Genomic DNA, 23,100 nt, shown 5'->3' on the forward strand with positions numbered 1-23,100 from the left:
AGGCAGCAGTCTGTATTAGGCGGTCGGCCACAGAAGTGCAGGTATGGATATCGGAGTCACGGTAGGTGACACGGTGGAGCGACTGGAGGCGACAGCTACCGAGTTCGCGTTCGCGGAACTCTCGATAGGTGAGGGAGCATACGTCCCCGCCGATGCGTCGGACAGCCACCTCCGGACGGTGCTCGAGTCCGTCGACGCAGCGCTGTGCGTCCACCTCCCGTTCGACCAGGTCGTCGCGACGCCGGTCCCGCAACTCAACGACGCGATCGTCGACTATCTCACGGAACTACTCGACTGGGCGGGGACACTCGGCGCACGGAAAGCCGTCCTCCACGGGACGATGCGGAATCCACACGACACCGACCAGCGGGAGGTCTTCGCAGACCAGCTGTCTGCCATCGCGAGGGCCGGCGCCGACGCGGGAGTGGAACTCGTCGTCGAGAACGTCGGCCATCAGGCCCGCGGGCTGCCTCTCTCTGTCCTCGGCGACATCGCACGGGAGACCGGGACGGCGGTCTGTTTCGATGTCGGCCACGCATACATGGAGGACGGGGACGACGGCATCGAGCGCTTCCTCGATGAGTACGCCGACCTCGTCACGTACCTCCACGTCCACGACGTGCGCGGGCGCGGCGACACCCACCTCCCGGTCGGCGCCGGCGAAGTGGATTACGGACTCATGGCCGGTCTCCTGTCGGCGTTCGACGGCGCCGTCGCTGTCGAGGTGTTCACCGACGACGTCCCGCTGTTGCGGGACTCGGCCGACCGGGTGAGAAACCACCTGGAGTGAGGGGCGAAAGCGGCTGCAGCCGTGGGTCAAAAGTTTCGATGCCCGTGCACGCGGACGGCAAAGCATCGACGTGTGTTTTCACGGCAGTGATCGGCGGCCTCCGGCCAGCCTGATGAAGCCACCCTCCGTATTCAGCACGCGACTCCTGTACGTCGGGGGAGATAAAACGGAATCCGGCACCCCCCAACGGCCTACCGACACCGGGATTTACACCCCATGCCCCCGACCGGCCGGACATGACGGAGCAACTCACGACGGAGCTGTCGACGTACGACACCACCTCGATCACGGTCCGCGACCGGGACCTTGCCGACGAGATCATGGGCGAGCTGAGCTTCGGCGGGTCGGTCTACCTGCTCTGGACCGGCGAGGTCCCCACCGAGGGCCAGGCCCGGACGGTCGACGCCATGCTGAGTTCGCTGATGGTCCACGGCCGGACGCCCCACGCGCTGGCGTCGCGGCTGACGGCCCTCTCCGCGCCCGACTCGCTGCAGGGGGCGGTCGCCAGCGGTCTGCTGGGGGTGGGCTCGCAGTTCGTCGGCTCGATGCAGGAGGCCGCGGCGGTCCTCCAGGAACTCGCCGGCGAGCCCGAGGACGAACGCGAGGCGGCCGTCGAGGCTGTCGTCGCGGAGTACCGCGAGCGCGGCGACCCCTTCCCGGGGATCGGCCACCCGTTCCACGAGCCGGTCGACCCCCGCGCCGAACGGCTGTTCGAGGTCGCCGAGGAGGAGGGCGTCGCGGGCGTCCACATCGACCTCGTCCGGGAGGTGCAGGCGGGCTTCGAGGAGGCGACGGGGCTCGACCTCCCGGTCAACATTACTGGTGCTATCGCCGCGGTCGCCTCCGATATGGGCCTGTCGCCGGAGGCCGCCCGCGGGCTCGCAATCGTCAGTCGCGCCGCGGGGCTCGTGGCTGCGGTCATCGAAGAGCAGTCCCGCCCAGTCGCGATGGACGTCTGGGACTACGCCGAGGAGCAGACCGAGTACGTCGGCGAGGAGTGAGGACGCAGCGGTTCGGGCGGCCGGAGCGACGACGGCGGCCTGCGGACACAAGATACTCAACCGCAACGCCTGGACCGGCGGTATGGTTGCCCTCGGTGACGTCTTGCTAGGGGTCTTCTTCACCGTTGCGGGCGGGCTGGCAGCGGTCGACCATCCGGTCGTGGACTGGTTCAACCGGACCGTCAAGGCCGCGGGGACGACCCGCCGCGCGTCGGAGATCGAGATGAGCATGGTGGCCGTCGCCGTCGGTCGGGTGGTCGGCCTCGCGATGATGGTGTTCGGTGTGGCGCTCGTCGTCAGCGCCGTCTGAAGTGACTGCCGTCCCCCGCCCGCCAACTCAGTACGACCGCGGGAGGTCGAGCACGTTCTCGCCGATGTAGTTCAGGGCGAGTTCCTGGGTGATCGGCACCAGGCGGGTGAGCCGGGCCTCGCGCATGTAGCGTTCGACGTCGTACTCGCGGGCGACGCCGAAGCCGCCGTGGGTCTGGACCGCGGCGTCCGCGGCGTCGAAGGCGGCGTCGGCGGCCAGGAACTTCGCCATGTTCGCCCGCGCACCCAGTTCCTGCCTGGGGAGGTCATCGGCGCTGCTCGCCGCCCGGTAGACCATCCCCTTCGCCGCCTGGACGCGGGCGTGGGCCTCCGCGAGTGGGTGCTGGATGGCCTGGTTGGCACCGACGGGCTGGCCGAACACCTCCCGTTCGCCCGCGTAGTCGGCGCCGGCCTCGATGGCGGCCTCGCCCAGGCCGACACACTCGGCGGCGATCACGAGTCGCTCCTCGTTGAGGCCGTCGAGCATCTGGTAGAAGCCCTCGCCGACTTCGCCGATGACCGCCGTTTCGGGGACGCGCAGGTCCTCGAAGAACATCTCGTAGGAATGGACGGCGTTGCTGGCGGTCTTGTCGATCTGTTCGACCTGCAGCGCACCCTGGTCGAAGGCCTCCTCCAGTTCCACGAGGAACATCGTCACGCCCTGGGTTCGCCGCTCGGCCTCCTCGCGGGGGGTGGTCCGGGTCATCAGGACGATGTAGTCGCTGGCGTCGACCCGGGAGATCCAGATCTTCTGGCCGCTGATGACGTACTCGTCGCCGTCCTTCTCGGCGGTGGTCTCGATCGAGGTGGAATCGGAGCCGGCGTTTGGTTCGGTCAGGCCGAAGGCCTGGACCGAGGTTTCGCCCGCGGCGACCGCGGGGAGGAGTTCCTCTTTCATCTCCTCGCTGCCGTACTTGACCAGGGGGGCGGAGTTGTAGATCCCGCCGTGGACGGCCTGGGAGGCGCTGAAGCCGCCGCCGCTTGCCGCGATCTCCTCCATCATCACGACGGTCTCCTCGGTGCTCATCCCCGCGCCGCCGTACTCCTCGGGGATGAGCGCGCCGAACCAGCCGTTCTCGGCGAGTTCGTCGGCGAACTCGTGGGGGTACTCGCCGCGCTCGTCGCGCTCGCGCCAGTAGGCGGCGTCGAAGTCGTCGCAGATCTCCCGGATAGAGTTCCGGACGAGTTGCTGCTGTTCGGTCAGCCTGACCGTGTCTCTGTCGACCATCTGAGTGGCCGAGTCTGGGGTGGCAGCCGTGTTAAATCCACGGCCCCGGGCGGAAGCGGGGCCAGCGCCGTTCGGCCGCGACAACTCAGGCGAGCGAGCCGGTCACACCGCCGTGAACGCGCCGGCGAGATTCTCGATTTCCGAGAGCGCGGAGAGGGTGTCGTAGAGGTCGGCCGCCGCCCGCTCCTCCAGCACCCTCCCGGCACACTCCTCGAACTTCGCGCGAAAGCGCTCCTCCGAGAGGGGGTCGTCGTGCGTTCCGGGCGGGTCCGTGCGGGTCCGCTCGTGGACCCCGTCGGCCGTCTCGACCCGGACTGTTGCCCCGTGTGAGTCGTAGGGCATGCTCCCGTCCACGGCGAAGTCGACGCGCTCGCGGACCCGCTGGACCGCCGGGTCGTCGATCGCGTCGGGTTCGAAGGTTTCGAGGCCGACCCGGTCGCGGACGAGCCCGCTGGCGACGGTGTACTCCATGGAGAACTTCGCCTCCAGCCCCGTCTCCGGGTCGGCGTGGTGCAGGGCGTCGGCCGCTCCCTGTGAAGCGGTGACGGCGACCGACTCGACCGCTTCCGGGGCGACCTCCTCCCCGAGTTCGGCCGCCGCCGCGATGGCGCTGTGGGTGAAATAACAGCAGGGGTAGGCCTTGACGTGGATCCCCTCCTCGCACAGGCGCCAGCCGTCACCGACGGAGAACTCGCCGGTCTCCTCGGGCCCGTACAGGTCCCAGAACCCCTTGTCGCCGGTGACTGCACGCGGGTCGGCGGTAATTCCCTCGCGGGCGAGGCGTGCGGCGGTCACGCCCGAGCGGGCACACAGGCCCGCGTGCAGCGGCTTCGTCATCGACCCGAAGTTGCGCTTCAGGCCGGCGGGCATCGAGGCCGCGATACTGAGGGCGCGTGCCGTCGTCTTCGCGTCGAGGTCGAGCAGGTGGGCCGCCGCGGCCGCCGCGCCGAAGGTGCCGAAGGTGGCCGTCGCGTGCCACCCGGCCTCGTAGTGGGCGGGGCTGACCGGCCCGGCCACCGCACACGCCGTCTCGAACCCCGCGGCGTAGGCCGCGACGAGGTCCCGGCCACTCGCGCCGGCTTCGGGTGCGAGCGCGAGCAACCCCGGCACGAGCGCCACGCTCGGGTGGCCGTCCATCGCCCACGAGAGGTCGTCGTAGTCCAGCGCGTGGCTGGCGGTCCCGACCCGCAGCGCCGCGGCCTCGGGGCGGTCGTCGCCCTCGACGCCGAGCAACTCCCCGACAGTCGCCGCGTCGGGGTCGACCCCCTCCGCGGTCGCCGCCCGGCGGCCGGCGTCGGCGGTCGTCCCCGCGAGCGTCACCCCGACCGTGTCGACGACCGCGCGGGTGACGGTGTCGACGCCCTCCTCCGGGAGGGACTCGTACTCCACGCCCGCGACGAACTCGCCGAGTCGCGCCTCCGGCGATGGTGTCTCCATGGTCTCTGCAGGGTCGGCCACGCTCTTAAATTTCGGCTGCGGTCAGGGGCCCACGGGCAGCGCAGCGTCAGGTGGTTGGTCGGGCCCGACCTATTAGACGGGCGGCTCCGAAGCCGGCGGCGAGGCCACACAGTGACCGACGCATACATCACGGGTACCTCGTCGACCCTCGACCGGGAGTACGACCTGCCCGAGCGGGACCTGGCGCTGCACGCGATACTCGAGGCGCTGGACGGTGCGGGTGCGGAACCGACCGATATCGACGGGCTCTACCTCCCGAAGCCGCGTCCCTGGGCCGAACAGGGCTTCTTCTCGACGCTACTCTCCGACCGGCTCGGTATCGCGCCGGACCGCCGCATGGAGGTCTACACCGGCGGCACCAGCGGCGGCAACGCCGTCCACGCCGCCGTGGGCGACGTCCGCGCGGGCCGGGTGGAGACGGCCGTCGTCGCTGCGGTCGAACGCAACTCCACCATCGACACGGCCGATTATTTCGAGTACATCCTGGGTATCTTCGACCGGGAGTTCCAGGCCCCCGCGGGCCCCTCCGTTCCGGGCATGTACGCCCAGAGCCTCCAGCGGTACTGCCACGAGTTCGGCGCCGACCGCGAGGCCGTCGCGGCCATCGCCGCGAAGAACCGCTCGAACGCCGCCGGGAATCCCGGAGCGGTCTTCGGCGAGGAGCTGTCGGCGGCCGAGGTGCTCGACTCCCGGCCCATCGCCGACCCCCTGCGGCTGCTGGAGTGTCCGACCCCCTGCGACGGCGCGGCGGCGCTCGTGGTCACTTCGGCGCCCGGCGGCGACGGACAGCCCGTCCGGGTGAGCGGAATCGGTGCCGGCCACGCGACCAGCCACCTCCTGGGGGTCCGCGACGGCTCGCTCGCCCGCTTCCCGGCGGTCGGGACGGCGACCGGGGAGGCGCTCGCGGACGCCGGCGCGGGTGCTGCGGACGTCGACGTCTTCGAGCCCTACGCCCCCTTCCCCCACGTCGAGGCGGTCATCACCGAGGAACTGGGGCTGTACGACCCCGGCGAGGGGGCGGCGGCCTGCGTCCGCGGCGAGACTGCCGTCGACGGCCCGCACCCGGTCAGCCCCTCGGGCGGCTGTCTCGGACGCGGCCATCCGGCGATGGTGACGCCGCTTCTGAACTGCGCCGCCGCGGTCGAGCAACTCCGGGGGGAGGCCCCGAACCAGGTCCCCGGTGCGGAGCGGGCGCTGACGACCAGCGAGCACGGCCACGTTGACGGCGTCACGGCCACGGTGCTGGAGGTGGCCCGATGAGCGGAAGTGACCGCCCGGACACCCCTCCCGACGAGCGGCACACCCTGCCGTTCTGGGAGGGGCTGGCCGACGGGCGCCTGCTCATCCACCGGTGTGAGTCGGGGTGCGGGCGGGCCTTCTTCCCGCCCGGGCCGGTCTGCCCGCACTGTGGCAGCCGCAAGGTGGACTGGGCGGAGGTCGACCCGCGCGGACAGCTCTACTCGTTCACGCGACAGCACGTCACGCCGCCCGGGTTCGACGCGCCGCTCGTGGTCGGCCTGACCGAACTCGCGGCCGGCCCGCGGCTGCTGACTCCCGTCGCGGCCGACTACGACGACCTGGCGGTCGGGACGCCCGTCGAGGTCGTGCCCGCGGAGCCGCCGGGCGAGGTCGACCGCGGCGAACTCGCCGAGTACCCGTACGTCGAGGCGGTGCCCGTACAGCCGGAGTGAGGACGCCGCGCCAGCCTCACCCCAGCAGGTCCCGCGCGGTCCGCTTCAGGACGCCCAGCGCGGTCGCCGCCTGGTCGAGGTCCGTGTGTTCGTCGAAGGTGTGGGCCTGGTCGAGCGGCCCCGGGCCCCAGGTGACCGCCTCGATGCCGAAGTCGTTGACGAAGTTCCGGACGTCGGTCGACGCCGTCACCCCCCAGGGTTCATCGGGGACGCCGGCGGCCTCGTGGCTGTGGGCCCGCAGCGTCTCCGCGAGGTGGCTGTCCGCGGGGATCTCCGCGGACTCGTAGGTCCGGGTGCGCTCCCAGCCGGTCGTGACCCCGTGCTCGGCCTCGACCTCCGCGAGGAGGGACGCGACCTCGTCGTCGACCTCCTCGGCGGATTCGTCGGGGAGAAACCGGCGGTCGACCGTCAGCGTCGCCCGCTCGGGGACGACGTTCTCCTTGGTGCCGGCTTCGAAGCCCGTGACCGTCGCGTAGGCCTGCCCGAGCAACTCGTGGGTGCGCTCGCGGACGCGGCTGTCGTACGCTTGCAGCGCCGCCAGCACCGGTTCGGCGTTCAGGATGGCATTGGAGCCCTGGTCCGGCCGGCTGGCGTGGGAGGGGTCGCCCTCGACGGTGATCTCGTACCAGGCAAGCCCCTTCTCGCTCGTCGCCGTCCGCATCTCGGTGGGTTCGAGCACGACCCCGTAGTCGCCGTCGTAGCCCTGCTCCAGCAGCGTCTTCGTGCCGGGTTCGGCGGTCTCCTCGCCCATCACGGCCTGGACCACGAGCGAGCCCTCGAGGTCGCCCGATTCCAGTTCCTCGGCCAGGTCGGCGGCGGTCAGCATCGCGACCGCGACCCCCGTCTTCATGTCGGAACTCCCGCGGCCGTAGAGGGTCGACCCCTCGATCTCGCCGCCGTAGGGGTCCCGGCTCCAGCCCTCGCGGTCGCCGGCCGGCACCACGTCGATGTGGCCATTGAGAACGAGCGTGGGGTCGCCGTCGCCGACGGTGGCGGCGACCTGCGGGCGGTCCTCGTACGGCTCGTGGACCAGGTCGGCCTCGATGTTCCGCTCGGTGAACCACTCGTGGATGTACTCCGCGCAGGGGCGCTCGTTGCCCGGCGGGTTCTCTGTCTCGATGCTCACGAGGTCGGCTGTCAACTCGTCGAGTTCTGCGGGTCGGTCTGACATCGTGTGATAGATCACCACGGTGGTACAGAAAGGTTGGCCCCGCGCCACGCTCGCGACGGTCGTGCTGCGGAGGCCGGAGACGTCGGCGGCGCCGCCCTCGCCGCATGACTTATGCCCGCTGCCGTCGAATCCAGCGTAGCGTTTGCCCCGGTAACGGCCACCACTCGAGACGCGATACGACACGACACCACACCCACCATGTCCGAGTACGACGACGACGGCAGGAGCTTCTTCCAGTCCCGGCGGGTGCGCGGCTTTCTGGTGATCGCGGCTGTCATCTTCGGCTCGGTCGGCGCGGTCAGTTTCGCCACGACGCCCGGCCAGCCGATGGCAGTCCTCCGGACGATGGTCGTGGTCGGCGGCCCCTTCGTGAGCATGATCGCCATCGGGATGATCTTCGCCTACCTCGCGACCCACGCGGCGCAACTGGAGTAGCCGACTGCACCGCCCCGCGGGGCGGGCAGCGCCGCCCCGTTACGCGCCGCCTCACCCCGCCCCGCGGGTCGCTACCGCGGGTCGACCGGATAAACGCCGTCCCACGGCGCGAGCCGCTCGCAGGCGGCGCTGGCGGCGAGGACGGTGTCGTCTTCCCCGCGCCGGCCGGTGACCTGCAGGCCGACCGGCAGCCCGTCGACGGTGCCCGCGGGCACCGACGCGGTCGGATTGCCGGTGAGATTAAAGGGCCAGGTGAGCGTGAAGCCGTGGACCGGGTGGACCGGTTCGCCGTCGATCTCCGTCGGCGGTGAGTCGACGTCGAAGGCAGGGACCGAGAGCGTCGACGAGAGGAGGAGGTCGTAGTCGCCGAGCAGGTCCTGGACGGCGTCGTAGACCACGGTCCGCTGCCGTTCGGCCCGGCGGACGTCGCCCGCGGACAGCTCCAGTGACTTCTCGACCCGGCTGACCACCTCGTCGGTGACCTCCTCGCGGCGGTCGAGGATGTCGACCCCCTCCTCCTTCATCGAGTCGTAGAGCCCCCGGTAGCGTGCCTGCAACAGCGTCGCCAGGGGCTGGTGGGCGGCCTCCCAGTCGGGGAGGTCGGGGTCGACGCGGTCGACGGCCGCGACCGTCCCCCGGAGCTCGTCGACGACCCCGTCGACGGTCCCGCGGACGTCGTCGACGAGCGGACAGATACCCAGGTCGGGGCTGTACGCGACCCGGAGGTCCGCGACGGGATCGCGGACCGCCCCGCGGTAGCTCCCCTCGCGGGCCGGCCGCGAGAAGGGGTCCCGGTCGTCGGGCCCGGCCATCACGTCCAGCATGAGCGCGGCGTCCTCGACAGTCCTGGCCATCGGCCCGAGGAAGGTGAACGGGTGGGTGTTGACGAAGGCGTCCGGGCGGTCGTTGCCGTGGGGGACCCGCCCGAAATCGGGCATCAGTCCGAAGGTGCCGCAGGCCGCGGAGGGGATGCGGATCGAGCCGGCGGCGTCCGACCCCTGGGCGAGCGGCGCCATCCCCGCGGCGACGGCGGCGGCCGACCCCCCCGAGGAGCCGCCGGTCGTCTTCGCGGTGTCCCAGGGGTTGCGCGCCGTCTCGAACAGTTCGTTGCGGGTCACCGTCGAGAGCCGGCCGAACTCCGGGGTGTTGGTCTTCCCGATGACGATGGCTCCGGCGTCTTTCAGCCGCCGGACGAAGATGTCGTCCTCCTCGGGGACGTTCTCCGCGAGGAGAGCCGACCCCATTGTCGTCCGGATCCCGGCGGTGTTCGAGAGGTCTTTGATCGCGACCGGAACGCCGTGGAGCGGCCCCAGCGACTCGCCGGCCTCCACGGCCTCGGTGGCCTCGCGAGCCCGGGCGTGTGCGTCGTCGTTGATCGTCACGAACGCGTTGACCTGGTCGTCGACGGCGTCGATGCGGTCGAGGTGGGCGTCGACGACTTCGGTGGGAGTCAGGTCCCCGCGGCGGATCCCCCGTGCGAGCGCCGTCGCCGACCTGCCGATGATCTCGGGCATGGCCGGTGGGTCGGACGGGTAGCGGATATAGCTACGGACCCGCGGGGGGCGAGCCGGCGACTGGGAGCGACGAGCCGAGCGGGCGGTCGGCGCTATCCTCGCGGATCCAGGCATGTATTTAAGAGGGTACACTCCAAACGGGGGGGTGTGCCGACGCTCGAACTCTCACTCCGGGACGACCTCGACACGGAGATCACCCAGCTCGTCCAGCGCGGCGAGTTCCTCAACCGCGAACAGGCCATCGAAGACCTCCTGCAGCGCGGGATCGCCGCCTACGACACGGAGGACAGCGAGGAGCTGGACCCGTTCGAGGAGGGCGGTGCCGCGGGCGATTACAGCTCACAGCCCGACGACCCGATCTAGCCGTCGGGTGGCACGGGCTCCCACTCCTCGACAGTCCTGACCCGCGGCGTCCCGTCCCCGACCAGCGCCGCCTCGACAGCCCGCCGGACAGTAGTGCGGTCAGTCTCCCCGCCGGCCCGGGCCAGGCTCCCGACCGAGTCGGGGTCGAAGGGGACGCCGAGCGCGTCGTATACCGGGTCGAGCACCCTCGCGACGGCGGCGTGGTCGCGGACGGTGAGGACACCGGCGACCAGTGCGACGTCCTGTCGCACCCGCTGTGCGAGGCCGACGAGCTTGCCCGCCGCCTGCAGGGAGTGGGTCCCCGGACAGAACGAGTCGGGGGGCTCGCCGCGGCGCGCGTCGACGCCCAGCTCAGACAGCGCGCCCTGGAGTGCTCCGAGCGTCCGCTCGTAGCGGTCGTCGAGCCCGCCCCGCGGGTCCGAAACGGGCTCGGCCCGGGCGAACAGCAGCGTCCCCCGGGTGTAGGCGGTGGCGCGGCCGCCGGCCGCCCGCTCGACCGGCTCGAACCCCTGTTGGTCGGCGCGGCGGCGGGCTTCCTCGTAGCCCTCGCTGCGGGCGTCGCGGCGGCCGAATGCGACCTGCCGGTGGGGGTACCAGACCCGAAGCGCCGGCACGCCGGCCGCGGCGCTGTGTTCGACCAGCCGACGGGTGGCCTCGCGGTCCGCCTCGACGTCCGCGGCCCGCCCCTGGAGGACCAGCATTGGCCGATCTGAGCACCGGACGCACAAAAATCCCGGACGTGACGGGTCCGAAGCGGAGGATCCGAAGGGACCGGCGTGTGACACTATCCCAAAACTACTTTCGCGTTGCGGTGGACGGGTCTCTCATGTCGCAGTGGCAAGAACAGCGACCGTCGGAGGAGTTCTATCGGGTGCTGGACCCGGACGGCAACGTCGTCGGCGAGGTGCCCGACGTTGACGAGGAGACGCTCACACGGATGTACCGCACGATGGTCACCTCCCGGGAGTTCGACGAGAAGGCGCTGCGGATGCAGCGCCGCGGCGAGGTGTCGATCGTCGCGCGCGCGACCGGGGAGGAGGCGGTCTCCTGTGGCTCGGCGGCCGCCCTGGAGGAGGGGGACTGGTGTTTCCCCTCCTACCGGCAGACGCCGGCCGCGCTCTACTGGGGAGCGGATATGGCCCGGGCCGTCGCGGGGATGATGGGCGCCGAACCCGAGACGGTCGACGAGCACCTCCCCGTCGAGGAGGAGCCGCCGGTGTCGTTCACGCCGGTGTACGTCCCGCTCGCGGTCAACGTCACCAACGCCGTCGGGTCGGCGATGGTCGACCGGTTCCGGGACAACGACGCGGTGACGATGTCCTACATCGGCGACGGCTCGACCAGCCAGGGCGACTTCCACGAGGCGCTGAACTTCGCGGGCGTCTTCGACGCCCCGGCGGTCACCGTCTGCCAGAACAACCAGTGGGCGATCTCCGTCCCGGCCCACCGCCAGACCGCCGCCGAGACCTTCGCCCAGAAGGCCGTCGCCCACGGCGTCCCCTACGACCGCGTCGACGGAAACGACGTCCTCGCCGTCTACGCGAAAGCCAAGGAACACTGCGAGCGGGCCCGCAACGGGGAGGGCGCGGGGTACATCGAGGCCGTCACCTACCGGATGGTCGAGCACAACACCGCCGACGAGGAGTCGGTTTACCGCGACGCCGACGAACGGGAGTACTGGGAGGACAAGGACCCCATCGACCGCCTCGAAACCTTCCTCCTCCGGACGGGGGTACTCGAGGAGGGCGACCCCGAGCGGATCCGCGAGGAGGTCCGCGACGAGATCCAGGACGCGGTCGACGAGGCCCGCGAGGTGCCGGTGTCGGACCCGGAGACGATGTTCGAGCACCACCTGCACGAGGAGTCGGGGGGGTCCTGGGCACAGGAGCACCAGCGCCAGGAGCTACGCGCCGAGCGCAACGGGGAGAATCCGTTCACTGACTTCACCGGGGAGGGGCTGGAATGAGCCTCACGACTGAGTCCCGCAGCGACCAGGCCGGGCGGGAGATGAACCTCGTTACAGCGGTGAACGCGACGCTGCGCCAGGAGATGCAACGCGACGAGTCGGTCCGGCTGATGGGCTACGACATCGGCCCGATCGGCGGCGTCTACCGGGCGACTCAGGGCCTGCTCGAGGAGTTCGGCGAGGAGCGGGTGATCGACACCCCGCTCTCGGAGAACGGCATCCTCGGGACCGCGGTCGGGATGGCGATGCGGGACTGCCGGATCGTCCCCGAGATCCAGTTCATGGGTTTCTTCTACCCCGCCTTCGGCCAGTTCATGTACACGCTCGTCAAGATGTACGAGCGCTCGGGGGGGAACCTGGAGGTCCCGATGACCGTCCGGATGCCCTACTCCGGCGGGATCAAATCCAGCGAGTACCACTCCGAATCCACGGAAACGTACCTCGTGCACACGCCCGGCGTCCGGGTGGTCGTCCCGTCGACCCCCTACGAGACCAAGGGGCTGCTCGCGGCGTCGATCCGCAGCGACGACCCCGTGTTCTTCCTCGAGCCCAAGAAGATCTACCGGGAGGGCAAGGAGCCGGTGCCCGAGGAGGAGTACACCCTGCCGCTTGACGAGGCCCGCTACGTCCGCCGCGGCGAGGACGTCACGGTCTACACCTACGGCGCGATGACCCGCCACGCCAAGGCCGCCGCCGACTCCGTCGACGCCGACGTCGAGATCGTCGACCTGCGGACGCTGTCGCCGCTGGACGTGGAGACCATTCTGGAGTCGGTGAAGAAGACCGGCCGGGCGGTCGTACTCCACGAGGCCCGCAGAACGCTGGGGATGGGTGCGGAGGTCTCCGCACTGATCAACGAGTACGCGCTCGACCGGCTGAAGGCCCCGGTCAAGCGGGCGACGGGCTTCGACGTGCACTTCCCCGGCCACCAGACCGAACACGCCTACCTGCCGGACGAACAGCGCGCGACAGACGCGATCCAGGCGGTGATGGACTATGAGTTCTGAAAGCCTCCAGGAGTTCGACTTTCGCCTGCCGGACCCCGGCGAGGGGCTGACCGAGGCGGAGATCATCGAGTGGTACCACGCCGAAGGCGACGAGGTGCGCGAGGACGACCCCCTCGTCGACGTCGAGACCGACAAGGCCGTCGTCGAGATCCCCACGCCGTGTACGGGGACCCTCGAGCGGGTCGTCGCCGAACCGGGCGACGTCGTCGAGGTCGGGGATGTCATCGCGGTGTTCCTCACCGAGAACCCGCCCCGCCAGCAGAGCGCCGAGGGGACCCAGAGCGGAGCGGCGGCCGAGCAATCGGCGTCCGGGGCCGACCAGGAGGCGAGTGCAGACACGTCCGCGGACGCGGCCGCAGGCGACGCCGAGGACGGCGACACAGCCCCAAAGTCGGCGGTCAGACGCGTCGACGCCGGAGACGGGGCCGAAGCGGAGGGGGATGCGGCGGGCGCGGACGCCGGCGACGGGCGCGTGTTCGCCGCCCCGTCGACTCGACGGTACGCTCGCGAACAGGGCGTCGACCTCGCCGATGTCGACGGGACCGGCCCCGGCGGGCGGGTCCTGCAGGAGGACGTCGACGCCTTCCTCGAAGCCCAGGAAGCGGAGCCAGCGGAGGCGGCCGAGCCGGAGGTCGATGCCACTGCCGAGGCCGGCGCCGACGCGGCCGCCGAGCCGGAGGCGACGGCGGACGAGGCCGAGGCGGCCGGGGCGGCTGCCGTCGACGAATCCGGCCGCGAGAAGACGGTCGAGCCGCTTCGGGGGCTGCGCCGGACCATCGCCGAGAACATGCAGCGCTCGAAACAGGAGATCCCCCACGTCACCTCCGGGTTCGAGGCCGACGCGACCGAGCTAGTCGAGCTCAAGGAACGGCTCGACGGGAAACACGACGCCCACATCACCTACACGGCGCTGCTGGTGAAGGCCGTCGTCCCGGCGCTGAAGGAGTTCCCGCTGGTCAACGCCTCCGTCGACATGGAGGCCGGCGAGATCACCAAATACGAGTCCTACAACATCGGCGTGGCCACTCACACCGACGACGGGCTCATCGTCCCGGTGGTCAAGGACGCCGACGAGAAGTCGCTGGTTGAGGTCGCCGAGGAGCTGAACGCGACCGTCGAGTCGGCACGCGAACGGGAGATCAGCCCGGCTGACCTCCAGGGCGGCACGTTCACGATCACGAACACGGGGAGCCACGGCGGCCACGGCACCTTCGGGACACCGATCATCCGCCACCCGGAGGCGGCGATCATGGGCGTCGGCGCCATCGAGGAGAAGCCGGTCGCCGTCGACGGTGAACTCACAGTCCAAGAGCGGATCGGCTTCAGCTTCTCCTACGACCACCGGCTCGTGGATGGGGTCACCGCCGGGCAGTTCATGGAGCACGTCATCGAGGGCGTCGAGGACCCCGACATCCTGCTCTCGCGGCTCTGAAGCCGGCGCCGTCGCGCTCCTTACCTCCGTTCTTCGCAGGTGCCACTCGTTTCGGGTATTCAAAAGCACGCAAGAGAGGACGCGAATCCGGTCACTCTGCTCTCTCCGACCAGTTCGTGACATTGTCAGCAACGCCAGCGAGTAGCGCGGAGCGACGACAAGCCGGGGCCGTGCTCATCAACTGGTACTCCCGCCGCTCACGACGGCGCTGGCGCCGTATCGGTAGCCTCAGGATCGAACGGGAGGTTGATGACGAGTTCGTCGAACCAGACGACCGGCCGTTTCCGCTGGCCGCGTTCCTCGAAGTAGATGATGCCCAGTCGAGCGAGCAGACTGAGTTCCTCGTGGACGTTCTTCACGTCCCGGTCGACGACCCGTGCCGCCTCGTTGATGCTGGCTGGCTCATCGCGGCGGATGGCTTCGATGAGTTCGAGGGTGCGCGGCGTCAGTGTCTCCAGGAGGTCGTCGTAGCTGGTGAACGAGAGCGTCGGCGTCGAGTCCGCCGTGTCGCCCGCCGCGAGACCTTCGATGCTGGCAGTCACGTCATCGTGGAACTCCTCGGCCGACTTCACGGTCACGACGAGCGTCGATTCAGCCCGAAGCTGTTCACGTTCCATCGGATGCAGCGGCGGTGTGGTATCAGTCATTGTGATCTCCTGGTGGGGCCCATCAGCTCGTCACGTTCGTTCCTCGCAGATGGGCCCTGGCGGATGTGGAACTACGCGAAGACGGACCGCTCGCACGGCTCGCGGTTGCGACTTCTCTCGTTCAAATCCGGTCTACCACACAGATGTCGCTGGCTCCTCACGTCCGTTCGTCGCAGGCGACATCAGAAGTGGGCCCTGGCGGATTTGAACCACCGCATACCCGGTGTCCCAGGGAGAAGCCGTGACTCGCTCCCGTATGAGCCGGGGGCTCTTACCGGACTGAGCTAAGGGCCCTCACCCGGTCTTTCCGGCGCCCGGACTAAACTCTACCGTTCACCCTCGGAACCCTTTTCCGCCGGCCACACATACCGGTATCCACTATGGGCATCGGCGGCTCGGACATGTACCGACAGCAGATCCTCGACCACTACAAGAACCCGCGCAACTACGGGGAAATCGAGGACGCGACGGTCACCCACGTCGGCGAGAACCCGATGTGCGGGGACACCATCGAGATGGATATCGTGCTGGACGACGACGAGGACACCATCGAGCGCGTCGCCTTCCGGGGTGACGGCTGCGCCATCTCCCAGGCCTCGGCCTCGATGCTCTCCGAGCGGCTCGCGGGGATGTCCGTCGAGGAGCTGCAGGGGATGGACCGCGACGACATCACCGAGATGCTCGGCGTCGACATCTCGCCGATGCGGGTCAAGTGTGCCGTGCTGGCCGAGAAGGTCGCCCAGGACGGGGTCGAAATCTACTTCGGCGAGAAGGACACCGACAAGACGACGACCGAGGACTGACTCCCCCGTTTCTTAGGCTGCCACGACAGTTTTGAGCACAGCATCCGCGCGCCTGCGGCGCGCGGTTCACCGGACGTGACCGAGCGAAGCGAGGGAACGTCCGGCCTTTTTCGCCCACGTTTTTGCCGCGAGTGGTTCGCGAACGGAGTGAGCGAACCCGAGCGGAAAAAGGTGGTAGCGTTAGGCGAACGCGATCGGCGTCCCGGCGGCGTCCTCTTCCTCCTCGACCTTCTTGAGGGCGTCCACGAAGTCCCGGGGTTCGACGGTCGTCCGCTCGTCCCGGATGGCGAACATGCCGGCCTCGGTAGCCAGGGAGGCCAGCTCCGCGCCGGTGAAGCCGTCGGTCTTGCCCGCCAGCTCGCCGAGGTCGACCTCGTCGGCGAGACTCATCTCGGCGGTGTGGATCTCCAGGATCCGCTTGCGGCCGTCCCAGTCCGGCTTGGGCACTTCGATGAGGCGGTCGAAGCGGCCGGGGCGGAGGATCGCGCGGTCGAGCATGTCGAACCGGTTCGTGGCGGCGATGATGCGGATCTCGCCGCGGTCGTCGAAGCCGTCCATCTCCGAGAGGAGTTGCATCATGGTGCGCTGGACCTCCGCGTCGCCGGAGGTCTTGGACTCGGTGCGCTTGGCGGCGATGGCGTCGATCTCGTCGATGAAGATCACCGCTGGTTCGCGCTCGCTTGCGAGCTCGAAGAGGTCCCGGACCAGGCGTGCGCCCTCGCCGATGAACTTCTGGACGAGTTCGGAACCGGCCATCTTGATGAAGGTGGCGTCGGTCTCGTTGGCGACGGCCTTGGCGAGCATCGTCTTCCCGGTGCCGGGCGGGCCGTGAAGCAACACGCCGGAGGGTGGGTCGACACCGACCTCCCGGAACTGGTCGGCGTTGATCAGCGGCTGCTCGACGGCCTCGCGGACCTCGCGGGTCTGTTCTTCGAGGCCCCCGATGTCGTCGTAGGTGACCTCCGGAGAAGCGTCGACCTGCATGGCCTGGGCGCGGGCGTCGGTCTCGGGGTCGAGGATCTGTTGGACGCTGAAGGAGTCGTTGATGGCCACGCGGTCCCCGGCCTCCAGGTCGTCCCGAACGGTCGGGGAGACCTCCGTCAGCACCTCCTGGTTGTTGCCGTGCTGTTTGACGACGACGCCGTCCTCGAGCAGTTCCTCGGCGGTGGCGACGTACAGCGAGGAGGATTTCAGCGTGTCGTTCTCCCGCTCGAGGCGGTCGACCTCGTCGGTGAGTTCGTGCTGGCGCTCGCGGGCGCCGTCGAGTTGCTCGCTGAGTTTCCGGTGCACCTTGACGACCTCGACGTAGTGCTCCCGGAGCGCCTCAAGCCGTTCGCCCGGCGGCATATCGGGGTCCAGGTCCAGACGGGGGCGCTCTGGGAGCGACGGACTCCGGGACATCTGGTGTCAAGCTTTCGGCGTGGTCGGATTTAGGTCCTTCGGGAGCCTCGCGGGCGAAAGCCGGCTGGAGGGGTGTACCTCACCGCACCACCCCGCCGATATTCCGCGTCACCTCGCCGCCGGCACGCTCCCGACACCGCCGTCGACCGACTGTCGCGGCCGAGGAATCTACACCTCCGCGAACCCCTCCTCCCACCGGAAGGTGCCGTTGCGCTGGACGACCTCGCCGTCCACTTCGAGGGTGGTTCCCTCCCTGTGCATGTCGGTGATGAGGTCGACGTGGACGGCGCTGTCGTTGCCGGTCTCGCCGTCGGGTAGACAGGCGTCGTAGGCCCGCCCGAGCGCGAGGTGGACCGTGCCGGCCATCTTCTCGTCGAAGAGGACCTGCCCGGTCGGGCGGTCGATCCCGCGGTTCATCCCTACCCCGAGTTCGCCCAGCCGCTTCGCGCCGCCGTCGGTTTCGAGGACGGACCCGAGCACGTCGCCACCCGCTCCGGCCTCCCAGTCGACCACGACGCCGTCCTTGAAGACGAGCCGGACGTCCTCGAGGCGCTGTCCCCGAACCGTCATCGGCACGTCGAAGACGGCCTGGCCGGCGGTGTCGTATGGGGCGGTGAAGACCTCGCCGCTTGGGAGGTTGTGGGAGTCGTCGGCCACGCTGGCCGTGGAGTTGACCGCGGTCCGGCCGTCGATGAACAGCGTCAGGTCCGTCGCGTCGTCCTCCTTGCGGATCCGGACCTCGCTGCCCGCATCGAGGACCTCTTTGAGCTGGCGCATCTCGTCAGCAAGGGATTCCCAGTCCCGGAGGACCGCGTCGTAGACGAAGTCGCGGTAGGCGGCGTAGCTCATCCCCGCCTCCTGGGCCATCGCCCGTGTGGGGTGGACCGTCGACACCCAGTCCGTGGCGAGCCGGGCTTCCCGGATCCTCTGCCGGGCCCGGCTGTACGCCCGCTCGCGGTCCCCGGGGACGTCCGCGTGCTCGCTCGTGTTGCGCGTCCCGCGCAGCGAGAGGACGCTGTCGGCGCGCTCGTACAGCGCCAGCTCGAAGTCGGGGTCGGACTCGAAGTCGCCGCCGTGGGCCCGCAGGTAGGCCCGTTCGAGTTCGGGGCTATCGTAACAGGCAAGCAGGTTGGCGTCGCGCTCGCCCAGCGCGCCGGCGACGGCCACCCCGAGGTCGTGGGCACCCTCGCCGACCCGGACGACGACGTCGTCGCCGGCGTCGACCCGCGCGCTCCAGTCGACCAGTACCGCCGCGTGCTCGTGGATCCGGTCGTCCATACGCGTCCGTCGGCCGCGGGCGACAAGTGTCTGTGGCTGGCCTGTCCTGTGTCCGTAGCGCCTCCGGTGTCCGCTGTTACCCGGGGGCGAACCTCGCCTCGTAGGTCCGGACCAGGTAGACGAGAAGGGGCGTCCCGAGAAGCGTCGGCCACAGCCACCGGAGCACGGGCGGGAGAAACAGGAAATTCACCGCCGAGAAGGCGCTGACGGCGGCGATGTAGCCCGCCCCCATCCGGACGACGTGCTGGCCGACCCAGTCACCGGGCTCGGGGCCGTGCCGGAACCGCCGGACGTCAACCGCCGAGAACACGAGGCCGATCCCGCCGAAGACGCCCATCACGACACCGAAGTCGACCCCGCGGATGGCGAACCACGCGGCCATCCCGACCAGCCCCGCGCTCGCCGCGCCGTACAGCCCCACGGCGACCCAGTCGACGGTCCCCGCGCCGTCGTCCGGCCGCTTGCGCGACAGCGCCCGGTATCCCGAGAACGCGAAGTAGACGCTGAACACGGCCACGAGCCCGAGAAAGACCCGCCAGACGGTCGGGGAAAGCGCCAGCAGGGCCAGCGACGTGGCGGCGACGACCGCCATCGCGTACAGGAACCCGCGGCCGAACTGGCGGTGGCGGTGCCCGCCCTTCTCGGTCGTCAGCGCACCCAGCCCGCCGCCCAGCGCGACGAATCCGGCCCCGATGTGCAGCCACAGCGTCGCGGTCTCGGCGAGGCTCACGCCGACCACCCCCGCGACCCCGGCCAGGCCCTGCGACGGCAGTCCCGGGGCCGGCCGGCGAGCGCTGTCGGGCGTGCACTCGCTCGACCGGCTCGACGGACCGATGCAGAAGAAGCGCCGAACACGGTCACCCCTCTGCAAGCAGCGAGTCGACGTACTCCTCCCAGCCAGCGCGGAGGTCGTCGCCCACGTCCATCTCCAGGGCGACGTGGAAGCCGGTCGAGCCGTCGGCGGCGGCCAGGAGGAACGCGGCGGTCGCGCGGGGGTCGACCTCCCGGAAGACGCCTTGGCCGACGCCCGCGCGGACGATGTCGGCAAGCGCCTCCAGCGTGGCGGATTCGAGGGCCATCAGCGGCTCACGGAGGGTGTCGTTGTACGGGGCGTGCGAGAGCAGCTCCATGATGGCGACGTGGAGGCCGGCCCCCTCCTCCCCGGGGGAGAGAAAGAGCTGTTCGCAGGCCGCCCGCAGCGCCGCCTCGGGGTCGTCGGCCTCGAGGGCGGCCAGGTCCTCGCCGAGCTGGCCGGCGGTCTGCTCGAGGAAGGCGGCGATCATCCCGTCTTTGGTGTCGTAGTAGTAGTACAGCCCCGCCTCGCTTTTGCCGTACTCGGCGGCGATCTTCGCGGTCGTGAGCCGCTCGTAGCCGTGTTCGGCTAACGCCATCCCGACGGCGTCGGCGATGGCCGCGCGCTCCTCTGCCGGAACCGGGTCGGGGCTCATGCTTCCGACTCCTCGCTCGGGCGCTTCACTCTTCTGGCTCCCCTCCGCCGTCGGCGGCCACGGCGGCGGTCGCGTCGGGGTGTGGGTCCTCGCGCCCCTCGAGCCGGCCCGCCGCGGAACTCGTCCGGCCGGCCGCGGGAACGACCTCGCTCCCCGCCGCCGCACCCAGGCCCCGGGGAGCGACGTTGTTGTACACCGACTCGTGCTCGCCCGCGGGCACGCGGTAGGTCTCGTGCCAGATGCCGACGTCGCCCGCCTCGGCCTCGCGCTCGTTGTACTCCCCCCAGGCCTCGAGGTGGAGGTGGTCGCTGTCGCGGGCGTACGCCCGCAGCGACTCGAAGGAGTCCCAGTACTGGACGAACCCGACGGTCCGGGGCGGGGACAGAAAGCCCCAGCTCCCCAGCAGCCCCGACTCCGGCTCGCGGCGCAGTTCCCGCACCATCCGCGGGGCCACGAGAAAGACCGGCAGCCACCGGTGGAGCTTCCAGGCGGCGTTGACCCGCATCCCGATGAGGAAGACGACGACGTCGTCCTCGCGCTCGGCGTGGACCCGGCCCAACCGGTCCCCGCTGTTCCGGCGCAGGCGCCGCAACGCCCCCAGCAACCCCAGCAACCCCAGCAGCCACCAGAGGGCGCTACGCAGCCGCATCGTCCTCCAGCGCGGCCTCGAGCCGGCGCTCGAACTCCGCCTCGCCTATCTCGCCGGTCACGTACGCCTCCTTTACCCGTGTCAGGCGGTCGCCGGACTCCTCTCCTGCGTCCTGCCGCGCGGCGGCGTCGCGTTCGCCCTTCCGCTTGGCGTATGCCACGGCGAGCGGGAGGACGGCACCGTAACCGAGCGGCCAGACCAGCCACGCCATCGGGACGTCCGCCACCGTCACCGCGAGGCCGACCACGAGCACCGCGCCCGAGACGACCGCACCGGTACCTGCACCGGATCCGTGTGTCGCGTGTCCGTGCATACCTGCCGGTACCGGCTCCAGCCACTTATATTTAGTGAGTACTCACTTAGATTCCGACCGGTCGTCGCTCTCCCGGCCCGGTGGGACTTAAACGGCCACAAACGTTCGGCCGGAGCTACACCCGGGCCGCTCCCCAACGTGGAGGTATGAGTGGCCGGTCGATACGGTTCCCACCGGTGGGTGTATCGCTCGGGTGGCGGCCCCGGTACAGGCTGCTGGCGCTGTCGCGGGTCGGCCTGCTGGCCGTCGTGGCGGCGGCGGTCGGGCTGGGTGCTGCCGGCGTGACCCTGGCCTACGAGACCCAGGCCTGGATATACCTGTTCGGGATGGTCGCGCTGAACCTTCCTCACGGTGGCTACGAGCACTTCGCGAACCTCCGGCGCCGGGAACTCGACTTCCGGTGGCGGTATCTCGGGGCCTACCTGGCGCTCGTCGCTGGCTTCGTCGCCCTGTTCTTTCTTCAGCCGGTACTCGGGCTGGCGCTGGCCATCGGGGTGGCGGTGGCGAAGGGGGGGCTCGGTGGGGTGTCGGTGCTCGACGCGACCACGGGAACCGGCCACCTCCGCACGCGGCCCCAGCGCCTGCTCGCGGCCGCGGTCCGCGGCGGCGCGGTGATGGCCGTCCCGATCTTCGCCTGGCCGGACACGTTCCGGATGTTCAGTCACTACATGGTGAACATCTTCCAGCCCGGCGCGCTCGCGGCGGTCGCCCCCTACTTCGAGGTGACCCGGTGGCTGGTCGGTGGCGGCTGGGCGCTGGCCGCCCTCGCACACATCGGGCTGGGTTACGCCCGCGGCGGCGGCCGGTCGTGGCTGGTCGACGCCGGCGAGACCCTCCTGCTGGGGGCCTACTTCCTCGCCGTTCCGGTCGTGGTGGCCGTCGGACTCTACTTCCCGCTGTGGTACTCGACCCGGCAGGTCGCCCGGTCGCTGGCGGTCGACGGTCGGCGGCCGAAAGCTGGGCCGGACCTGCTGGAGTTCGACCGGCCGGAACACGTCACCCTCGCTGCCGGCGGCCTCCTGCTCGCCGGCGCCGTGCTCACCTTCCTCATCGCGGGCGTCCTGTTCCGGGTCGCTCCGCAACCGCTCGGCGGCGCGCCCCTCGCTATCGGGGCGGTCGCCTTCTGGAGTGTCTTCGTGAGCATCATCGCGCTCCCCCACGTGGTGGTCGGCTCGCTACTCGACCGCGAGGAGGGGATCTGGTTCGTCCCGTAATTCACCTGTCACGAGTGGGTCGCCGCAGGCGGACCCGAAAGGGAGTCAGTCGTCGGCGGGCGCCCGCGTCGTCATGTCGACGTCCTCGGCGTCGACGCCGAGTTCGTCGATGGCGGCCTGAGCCGCGCGCTTGCCCGACAGGAGCATGGCGCCGAAGGTCGGGCCCATCCGCGGGAGCCCGTAGGTGGTCGCGGTGGCCATCCCCGTGACGACCAGCCCGTCGTGGGCGAGGCCGGTGTGTTCGACGACTGCATCCTCGGACTCGCCGACCCACATCGAGTCGTGGCCCGGCGAGTCGTGACCGGGGGCGCCGTAGGAATCGTCGCCGGTCTGGTCCATCCCGGTGTTGTGCTCGTCGGCGTGCTCGATGCCCGGCGCGTCCAACACTCCGCGCTCCTGGAGCTTGGAGACGGCGACGGCGTCGTGGCCGGTGGCGTCGATGACCAGGTCGGCCTCCACGGCGATGGGGTCGACGCAGGTGATCTCCCGGGGCAGCGCGTGGACCGGGGTCCAGTTCATCACGATCCCCCCCACCCTGTGGTCCTCGCGGATCACGATGTCGGTGAACTCCGTCATGTTCTGCATCTTCGCGCCGGCGTCGCAGGCGGCCTTGATCAGCCCCGAACAGGCCTCCGGCCCGTTGGCGACGTACAGCCCCTCGCTGTCCTGGGACTGCTTGTAGTCGACGTCCAGGTCGTCCAGCACGTGCTGGGCTGGTGACCGTACCGTCACCTTGTTCATCAGGAAGCCGCCGAGCCAGAACCCGCCGCCGAGGTAGTTGTTCTTCTCGACGACCATCGTTTGCACGTCCCGTTCGGAGAGCTCTTTTGCGGCCATCAGCCCCGAGGGGCCGCCGCCGACGATGATCACGTCCGAGTCCGAGAAGTCCATGAACTCCTCGGTCCACTCCTGGCCGATCGCCCGTGTGACCTCTGCTTCACCGACGTCGCTGAACTGACCGTACTCTGAGTCGCTCATACAA

At 70.1% G+C, this 23,100-nt stretch carries 25 protein-coding genes and 1 tRNA gene; 12 read left to right on the forward strand and 14 right to left on the reverse strand.

Annotated features, from left to right (window positions below; genetic code table 11):
* Positions 1–43 precede the first annotated feature (43 nt).
* The 3 genes from GN153_RS15300 (at position 44) to GN153_RS15310 (ending at position 2,101) form a co-directional block, all read left to right on the forward strand.
* The gene (locus tag GN153_RS15300; protein ID WP_159904323.1) at positions 44–790 is read left to right on the forward strand and encodes a sugar phosphate isomerase/epimerase family protein; all 747 of its coding nucleotides are present in this window, start codon (positions 44–46) and stop codon (positions 788–790) included.
* A gap of 236 nt (positions 791–1,026) precedes the next feature.
* Positions 1,027–1,791 carry a citryl-CoA lyase gene (locus tag GN153_RS15305; protein WP_159904325.1) on the forward strand — a complete coding sequence of 255 codons (765 nt, stop codon included), beginning with the start codon at positions 1,027–1,029 and terminating at the stop codon, positions 1,789–1,791.
* Between the two features lie 82 nt (positions 1,792–1,873).
* Positions 1,874–2,101, forward strand: a complete 228-nt coding sequence (locus tag GN153_RS15310) for a hypothetical protein (RefSeq protein WP_159904327.1) — start codon at positions 1,874–1,876, stop codon at positions 2,099–2,101.
* Positions 2,102–2,128: 27 nt separating this feature from the next.
* Here GN153_RS15310 and GN153_RS15315 read toward each other — a convergent pair whose 3' ends face one another.
* Together GN153_RS15315 and GN153_RS15320 are read right to left on the reverse strand one after the other, a co-directional pair.
* Positions 2,129–3,328 carry an acyl-CoA dehydrogenase family protein gene (locus tag GN153_RS15315; RefSeq protein WP_159904329.1) on the reverse strand — a complete coding sequence of 400 codons (1,200 nt, stop codon included), beginning with the start codon at positions 3,326–3,328 and terminating at the stop codon, positions 2,129–2,131.
* 102 nt (positions 3,329–3,430) lie between these two features.
* The gene (locus GN153_RS15320; RefSeq protein ID WP_159904331.1) at positions 3,431–4,765 is read right to left on the reverse strand and encodes an MmgE/PrpD family protein; all 1,335 of its coding nucleotides are present in this window, start codon (positions 4,763–4,765) and stop codon (positions 3,431–3,433) included.
* 132 nt (positions 4,766–4,897) lie between these two features.
* On the opposite strand from GN153_RS15320, the gene GN153_RS15325 reads away from it, so the two are divergent.
* Positions 4,898–6,046 (forward strand): thiolase family protein, encoded by a 1,149-nt coding sequence (locus GN153_RS15325; protein WP_159904334.1) that lies wholly within the window; start codon positions 4,898–4,900, stop codon positions 6,044–6,046.
* Positions 6,043–6,477, forward strand: a complete 435-nt coding sequence (locus GN153_RS15330) for a Zn-ribbon domain-containing OB-fold protein (protein WP_159904336.1) — start codon at positions 6,043–6,045, stop codon at positions 6,475–6,477. The genes GN153_RS15325 and GN153_RS15330 overlap by 4 nt, the downstream gene beginning before the upstream one ends.
* Positions 6,478–6,493: 16 nt before the next feature.
* Here the strand turns inward: GN153_RS15330 and GN153_RS15335 are convergent, their stop codons facing one another.
* On the reverse strand, positions 6,494–7,648 hold the full coding sequence (locus GN153_RS15335) for a M20 family metallopeptidase (protein WP_159904338.1): 1,155 nt from the start codon (positions 7,646–7,648) through the stop codon (positions 6,494–6,496).
* Between the two features lie 198 nt (positions 7,649–7,846).
* Here GN153_RS15335 and GN153_RS15340 point away from each other — a divergent pair, with 198 nt between their 5' ends.
* A complete protein-coding gene (locus tag GN153_RS15340) occupies positions 7,847–8,083 on the forward strand; it encodes a hypothetical protein (protein ID WP_159904339.1) in 237 nt (78 codons plus the stop codon).
* Positions 8,084–8,154: 71 nt separating this feature from the next.
* Here GN153_RS15340 and GN153_RS15345 read toward each other — a convergent pair whose 3' ends face one another.
* Positions 8,155–9,597, reverse strand: coding sequence for an amidase (locus GN153_RS15345; protein ID WP_159904340.1), 1,443 nt, complete (start codon positions 9,595–9,597; stop codon positions 8,155–8,157).
* 147 nt (positions 9,598–9,744) lie between these two features.
* On the opposite strand from GN153_RS15345, the gene GN153_RS15350 reads away from it, so the two are divergent.
* Entirely contained in the window at positions 9,745–9,960 is a 216-nt protein-coding gene (locus tag GN153_RS15350) for a DUF7120 family protein (protein WP_159904341.1), read from the forward strand.
* Here GN153_RS15350 and GN153_RS15355 read toward each other — a convergent pair.
* Positions 9,957–10,661 carry a lipoate--protein ligase family protein gene (locus tag GN153_RS15355; RefSeq protein WP_159904342.1) on the reverse strand — a complete coding sequence of 235 codons (705 nt, stop codon included), beginning with the start codon at positions 10,659–10,661 and terminating at the stop codon, positions 9,957–9,959. The genes GN153_RS15350 and GN153_RS15355 overlap by 4 nt on opposite strands.
* A gap of 125 nt (positions 10,662–10,786) precedes the next feature.
* Between GN153_RS15355 and GN153_RS15360 the strand changes: the two genes are divergently transcribed.
* Genes GN153_RS15360 through GN153_RS15370 form a run of 3 tightly spaced genes read left to right on the forward strand, consistent with a single transcriptional unit; the run spans position 10,787 to position 14,365 of the window.
* Positions 10,787–11,926 carry a thiamine pyrophosphate-dependent dehydrogenase E1 component subunit alpha gene (locus GN153_RS15360; RefSeq protein WP_159904343.1) on the forward strand — a complete coding sequence of 380 codons (1,140 nt, stop codon included), beginning with the start codon at positions 10,787–10,789 and terminating at the stop codon, positions 11,924–11,926.
* On the forward strand, positions 11,923–12,933 hold the full coding sequence (locus tag GN153_RS15365) for an alpha-ketoacid dehydrogenase subunit beta (RefSeq protein ID WP_159904344.1): 1,011 nt from the start codon (positions 11,923–11,925) through the stop codon (positions 12,931–12,933). Before GN153_RS15360 ends, GN153_RS15365 begins: the two co-directional genes overlap by 4 nt.
* A complete protein-coding gene (locus GN153_RS15370) occupies positions 12,923–14,365 on the forward strand; it encodes a dihydrolipoamide acetyltransferase family protein (RefSeq protein WP_159904345.1) in 1,443 nt (480 codons plus the stop codon). Before GN153_RS15365 ends, GN153_RS15370 begins: the two co-directional genes overlap by 11 nt.
* A 197-nt stretch (positions 14,366–14,562) precedes the next feature.
* On the opposite strand, the gene GN153_RS15375 is transcribed toward GN153_RS15370, so the two are convergent.
* A complete protein-coding gene (locus GN153_RS15375; protein ID WP_159904347.1) occupies positions 14,563–15,012 on the reverse strand; it encodes an HVO_A0114 family putative DNA-binding protein in 450 nt (149 codons plus the stop codon).
* A gap of 189 nt (positions 15,013–15,201) precedes the next feature.
* Positions 15,202–15,306: transfer RNA gene (locus tag GN153_RS15380), tRNA-Ile, on the reverse strand.
* Positions 15,307–15,392: 86 nt separating this feature from the next.
* On the opposite strand from GN153_RS15380, the gene sufU reads away from it, so the two are divergent.
* Positions 15,393–15,815, forward strand: coding sequence for a Fe-S cluster assembly sulfur transfer protein SufU (gene sufU, locus GN153_RS15385; protein ID WP_159904349.1), 423 nt, complete (start codon positions 15,393–15,395; stop codon positions 15,813–15,815).
* 180 nt (positions 15,816–15,995) lie between these two features.
* On the opposite strand, the gene pan2 is transcribed toward sufU, so the two are convergent.
* From pan2 to GN153_RS15415, 6 genes are all read right to left on the reverse strand, one after another.
* Complete coding sequence (gene pan2, locus GN153_RS15390) at positions 15,996–17,216, reverse strand: proteasome-activating nucleotidase Pan2 (RefSeq protein WP_159904351.1); 1,221 nt, start codon at positions 17,214–17,216, stop codon at positions 15,996–15,998.
* A 168-nt stretch (positions 17,217–17,384) separates the two neighbouring features.
* On the reverse strand, positions 17,385–18,494 hold the full coding sequence (locus GN153_RS15395) for an aminopeptidase (RefSeq protein WP_159904353.1): 1,110 nt from the start codon (positions 18,492–18,494) through the stop codon (positions 17,385–17,387).
* A 76-nt stretch (positions 18,495–18,570) separates the two neighbouring features.
* Positions 18,571–19,224, reverse strand: coding sequence for a DUF2306 domain-containing protein (locus tag GN153_RS15400; protein WP_159904355.1), 654 nt, complete (start codon positions 19,222–19,224; stop codon positions 18,571–18,573).
* A gap of 127 nt (positions 19,225–19,351) precedes the next feature.
* Positions 19,352–19,942: a TetR/AcrR family transcriptional regulator gene (locus GN153_RS15405; protein WP_159904357.1), complete on the reverse strand. Its 591-nt coding sequence runs from the start codon at positions 19,940–19,942 to the stop codon at positions 19,352–19,354.
* A 25-nt stretch (positions 19,943–19,967) separates the two neighbouring features.
* On the reverse strand, positions 19,968–20,591 hold the full coding sequence (locus GN153_RS15410; RefSeq protein WP_159904359.1) for a DUF4188 domain-containing protein: 624 nt from the start codon (positions 20,589–20,591) through the stop codon (positions 19,968–19,970).
* On the reverse strand, positions 20,578–20,904 hold the full coding sequence (locus GN153_RS15415; RefSeq protein ID WP_159904361.1) for a hypothetical protein: 327 nt from the start codon (positions 20,902–20,904) through the stop codon (positions 20,578–20,580). The genes GN153_RS15410 and GN153_RS15415 overlap by 14 nt, the downstream gene beginning before the upstream one ends.
* Positions 20,905–21,050: 146 nt before the next feature.
* Between GN153_RS15415 and GN153_RS15420 the strand changes: the two genes are divergently transcribed.
* On the forward strand, positions 21,051–22,118 hold the full coding sequence (locus GN153_RS15420) for a Brp/Blh family beta-carotene 15,15'-dioxygenase (protein WP_159904363.1): 1,068 nt from the start codon (positions 21,051–21,053) through the stop codon (positions 22,116–22,118).
* Between the two features lie 45 nt (positions 22,119–22,163).
* Here GN153_RS15420 and GN153_RS15425 read toward each other — a convergent pair whose 3' ends face one another.
* Positions 22,164–23,096: a sulfide-dependent adenosine diphosphate thiazole synthase gene (locus GN153_RS15425; protein WP_159904365.1), complete on the reverse strand. Its 933-nt coding sequence runs from the start codon at positions 23,094–23,096 to the stop codon at positions 22,164–22,166.
* Positions 23,097–23,100: the final 4 nt, after the last annotated feature.

The organism is Salinirussus salinus, assembly GCF_009831455.1.
In the GTDB taxonomy this organism is placed as follows: domain Archaea; phylum Halobacteriota; class Halobacteria; order Halobacteriales; family Haloarculaceae; genus Salinirussus; species Salinirussus salinus.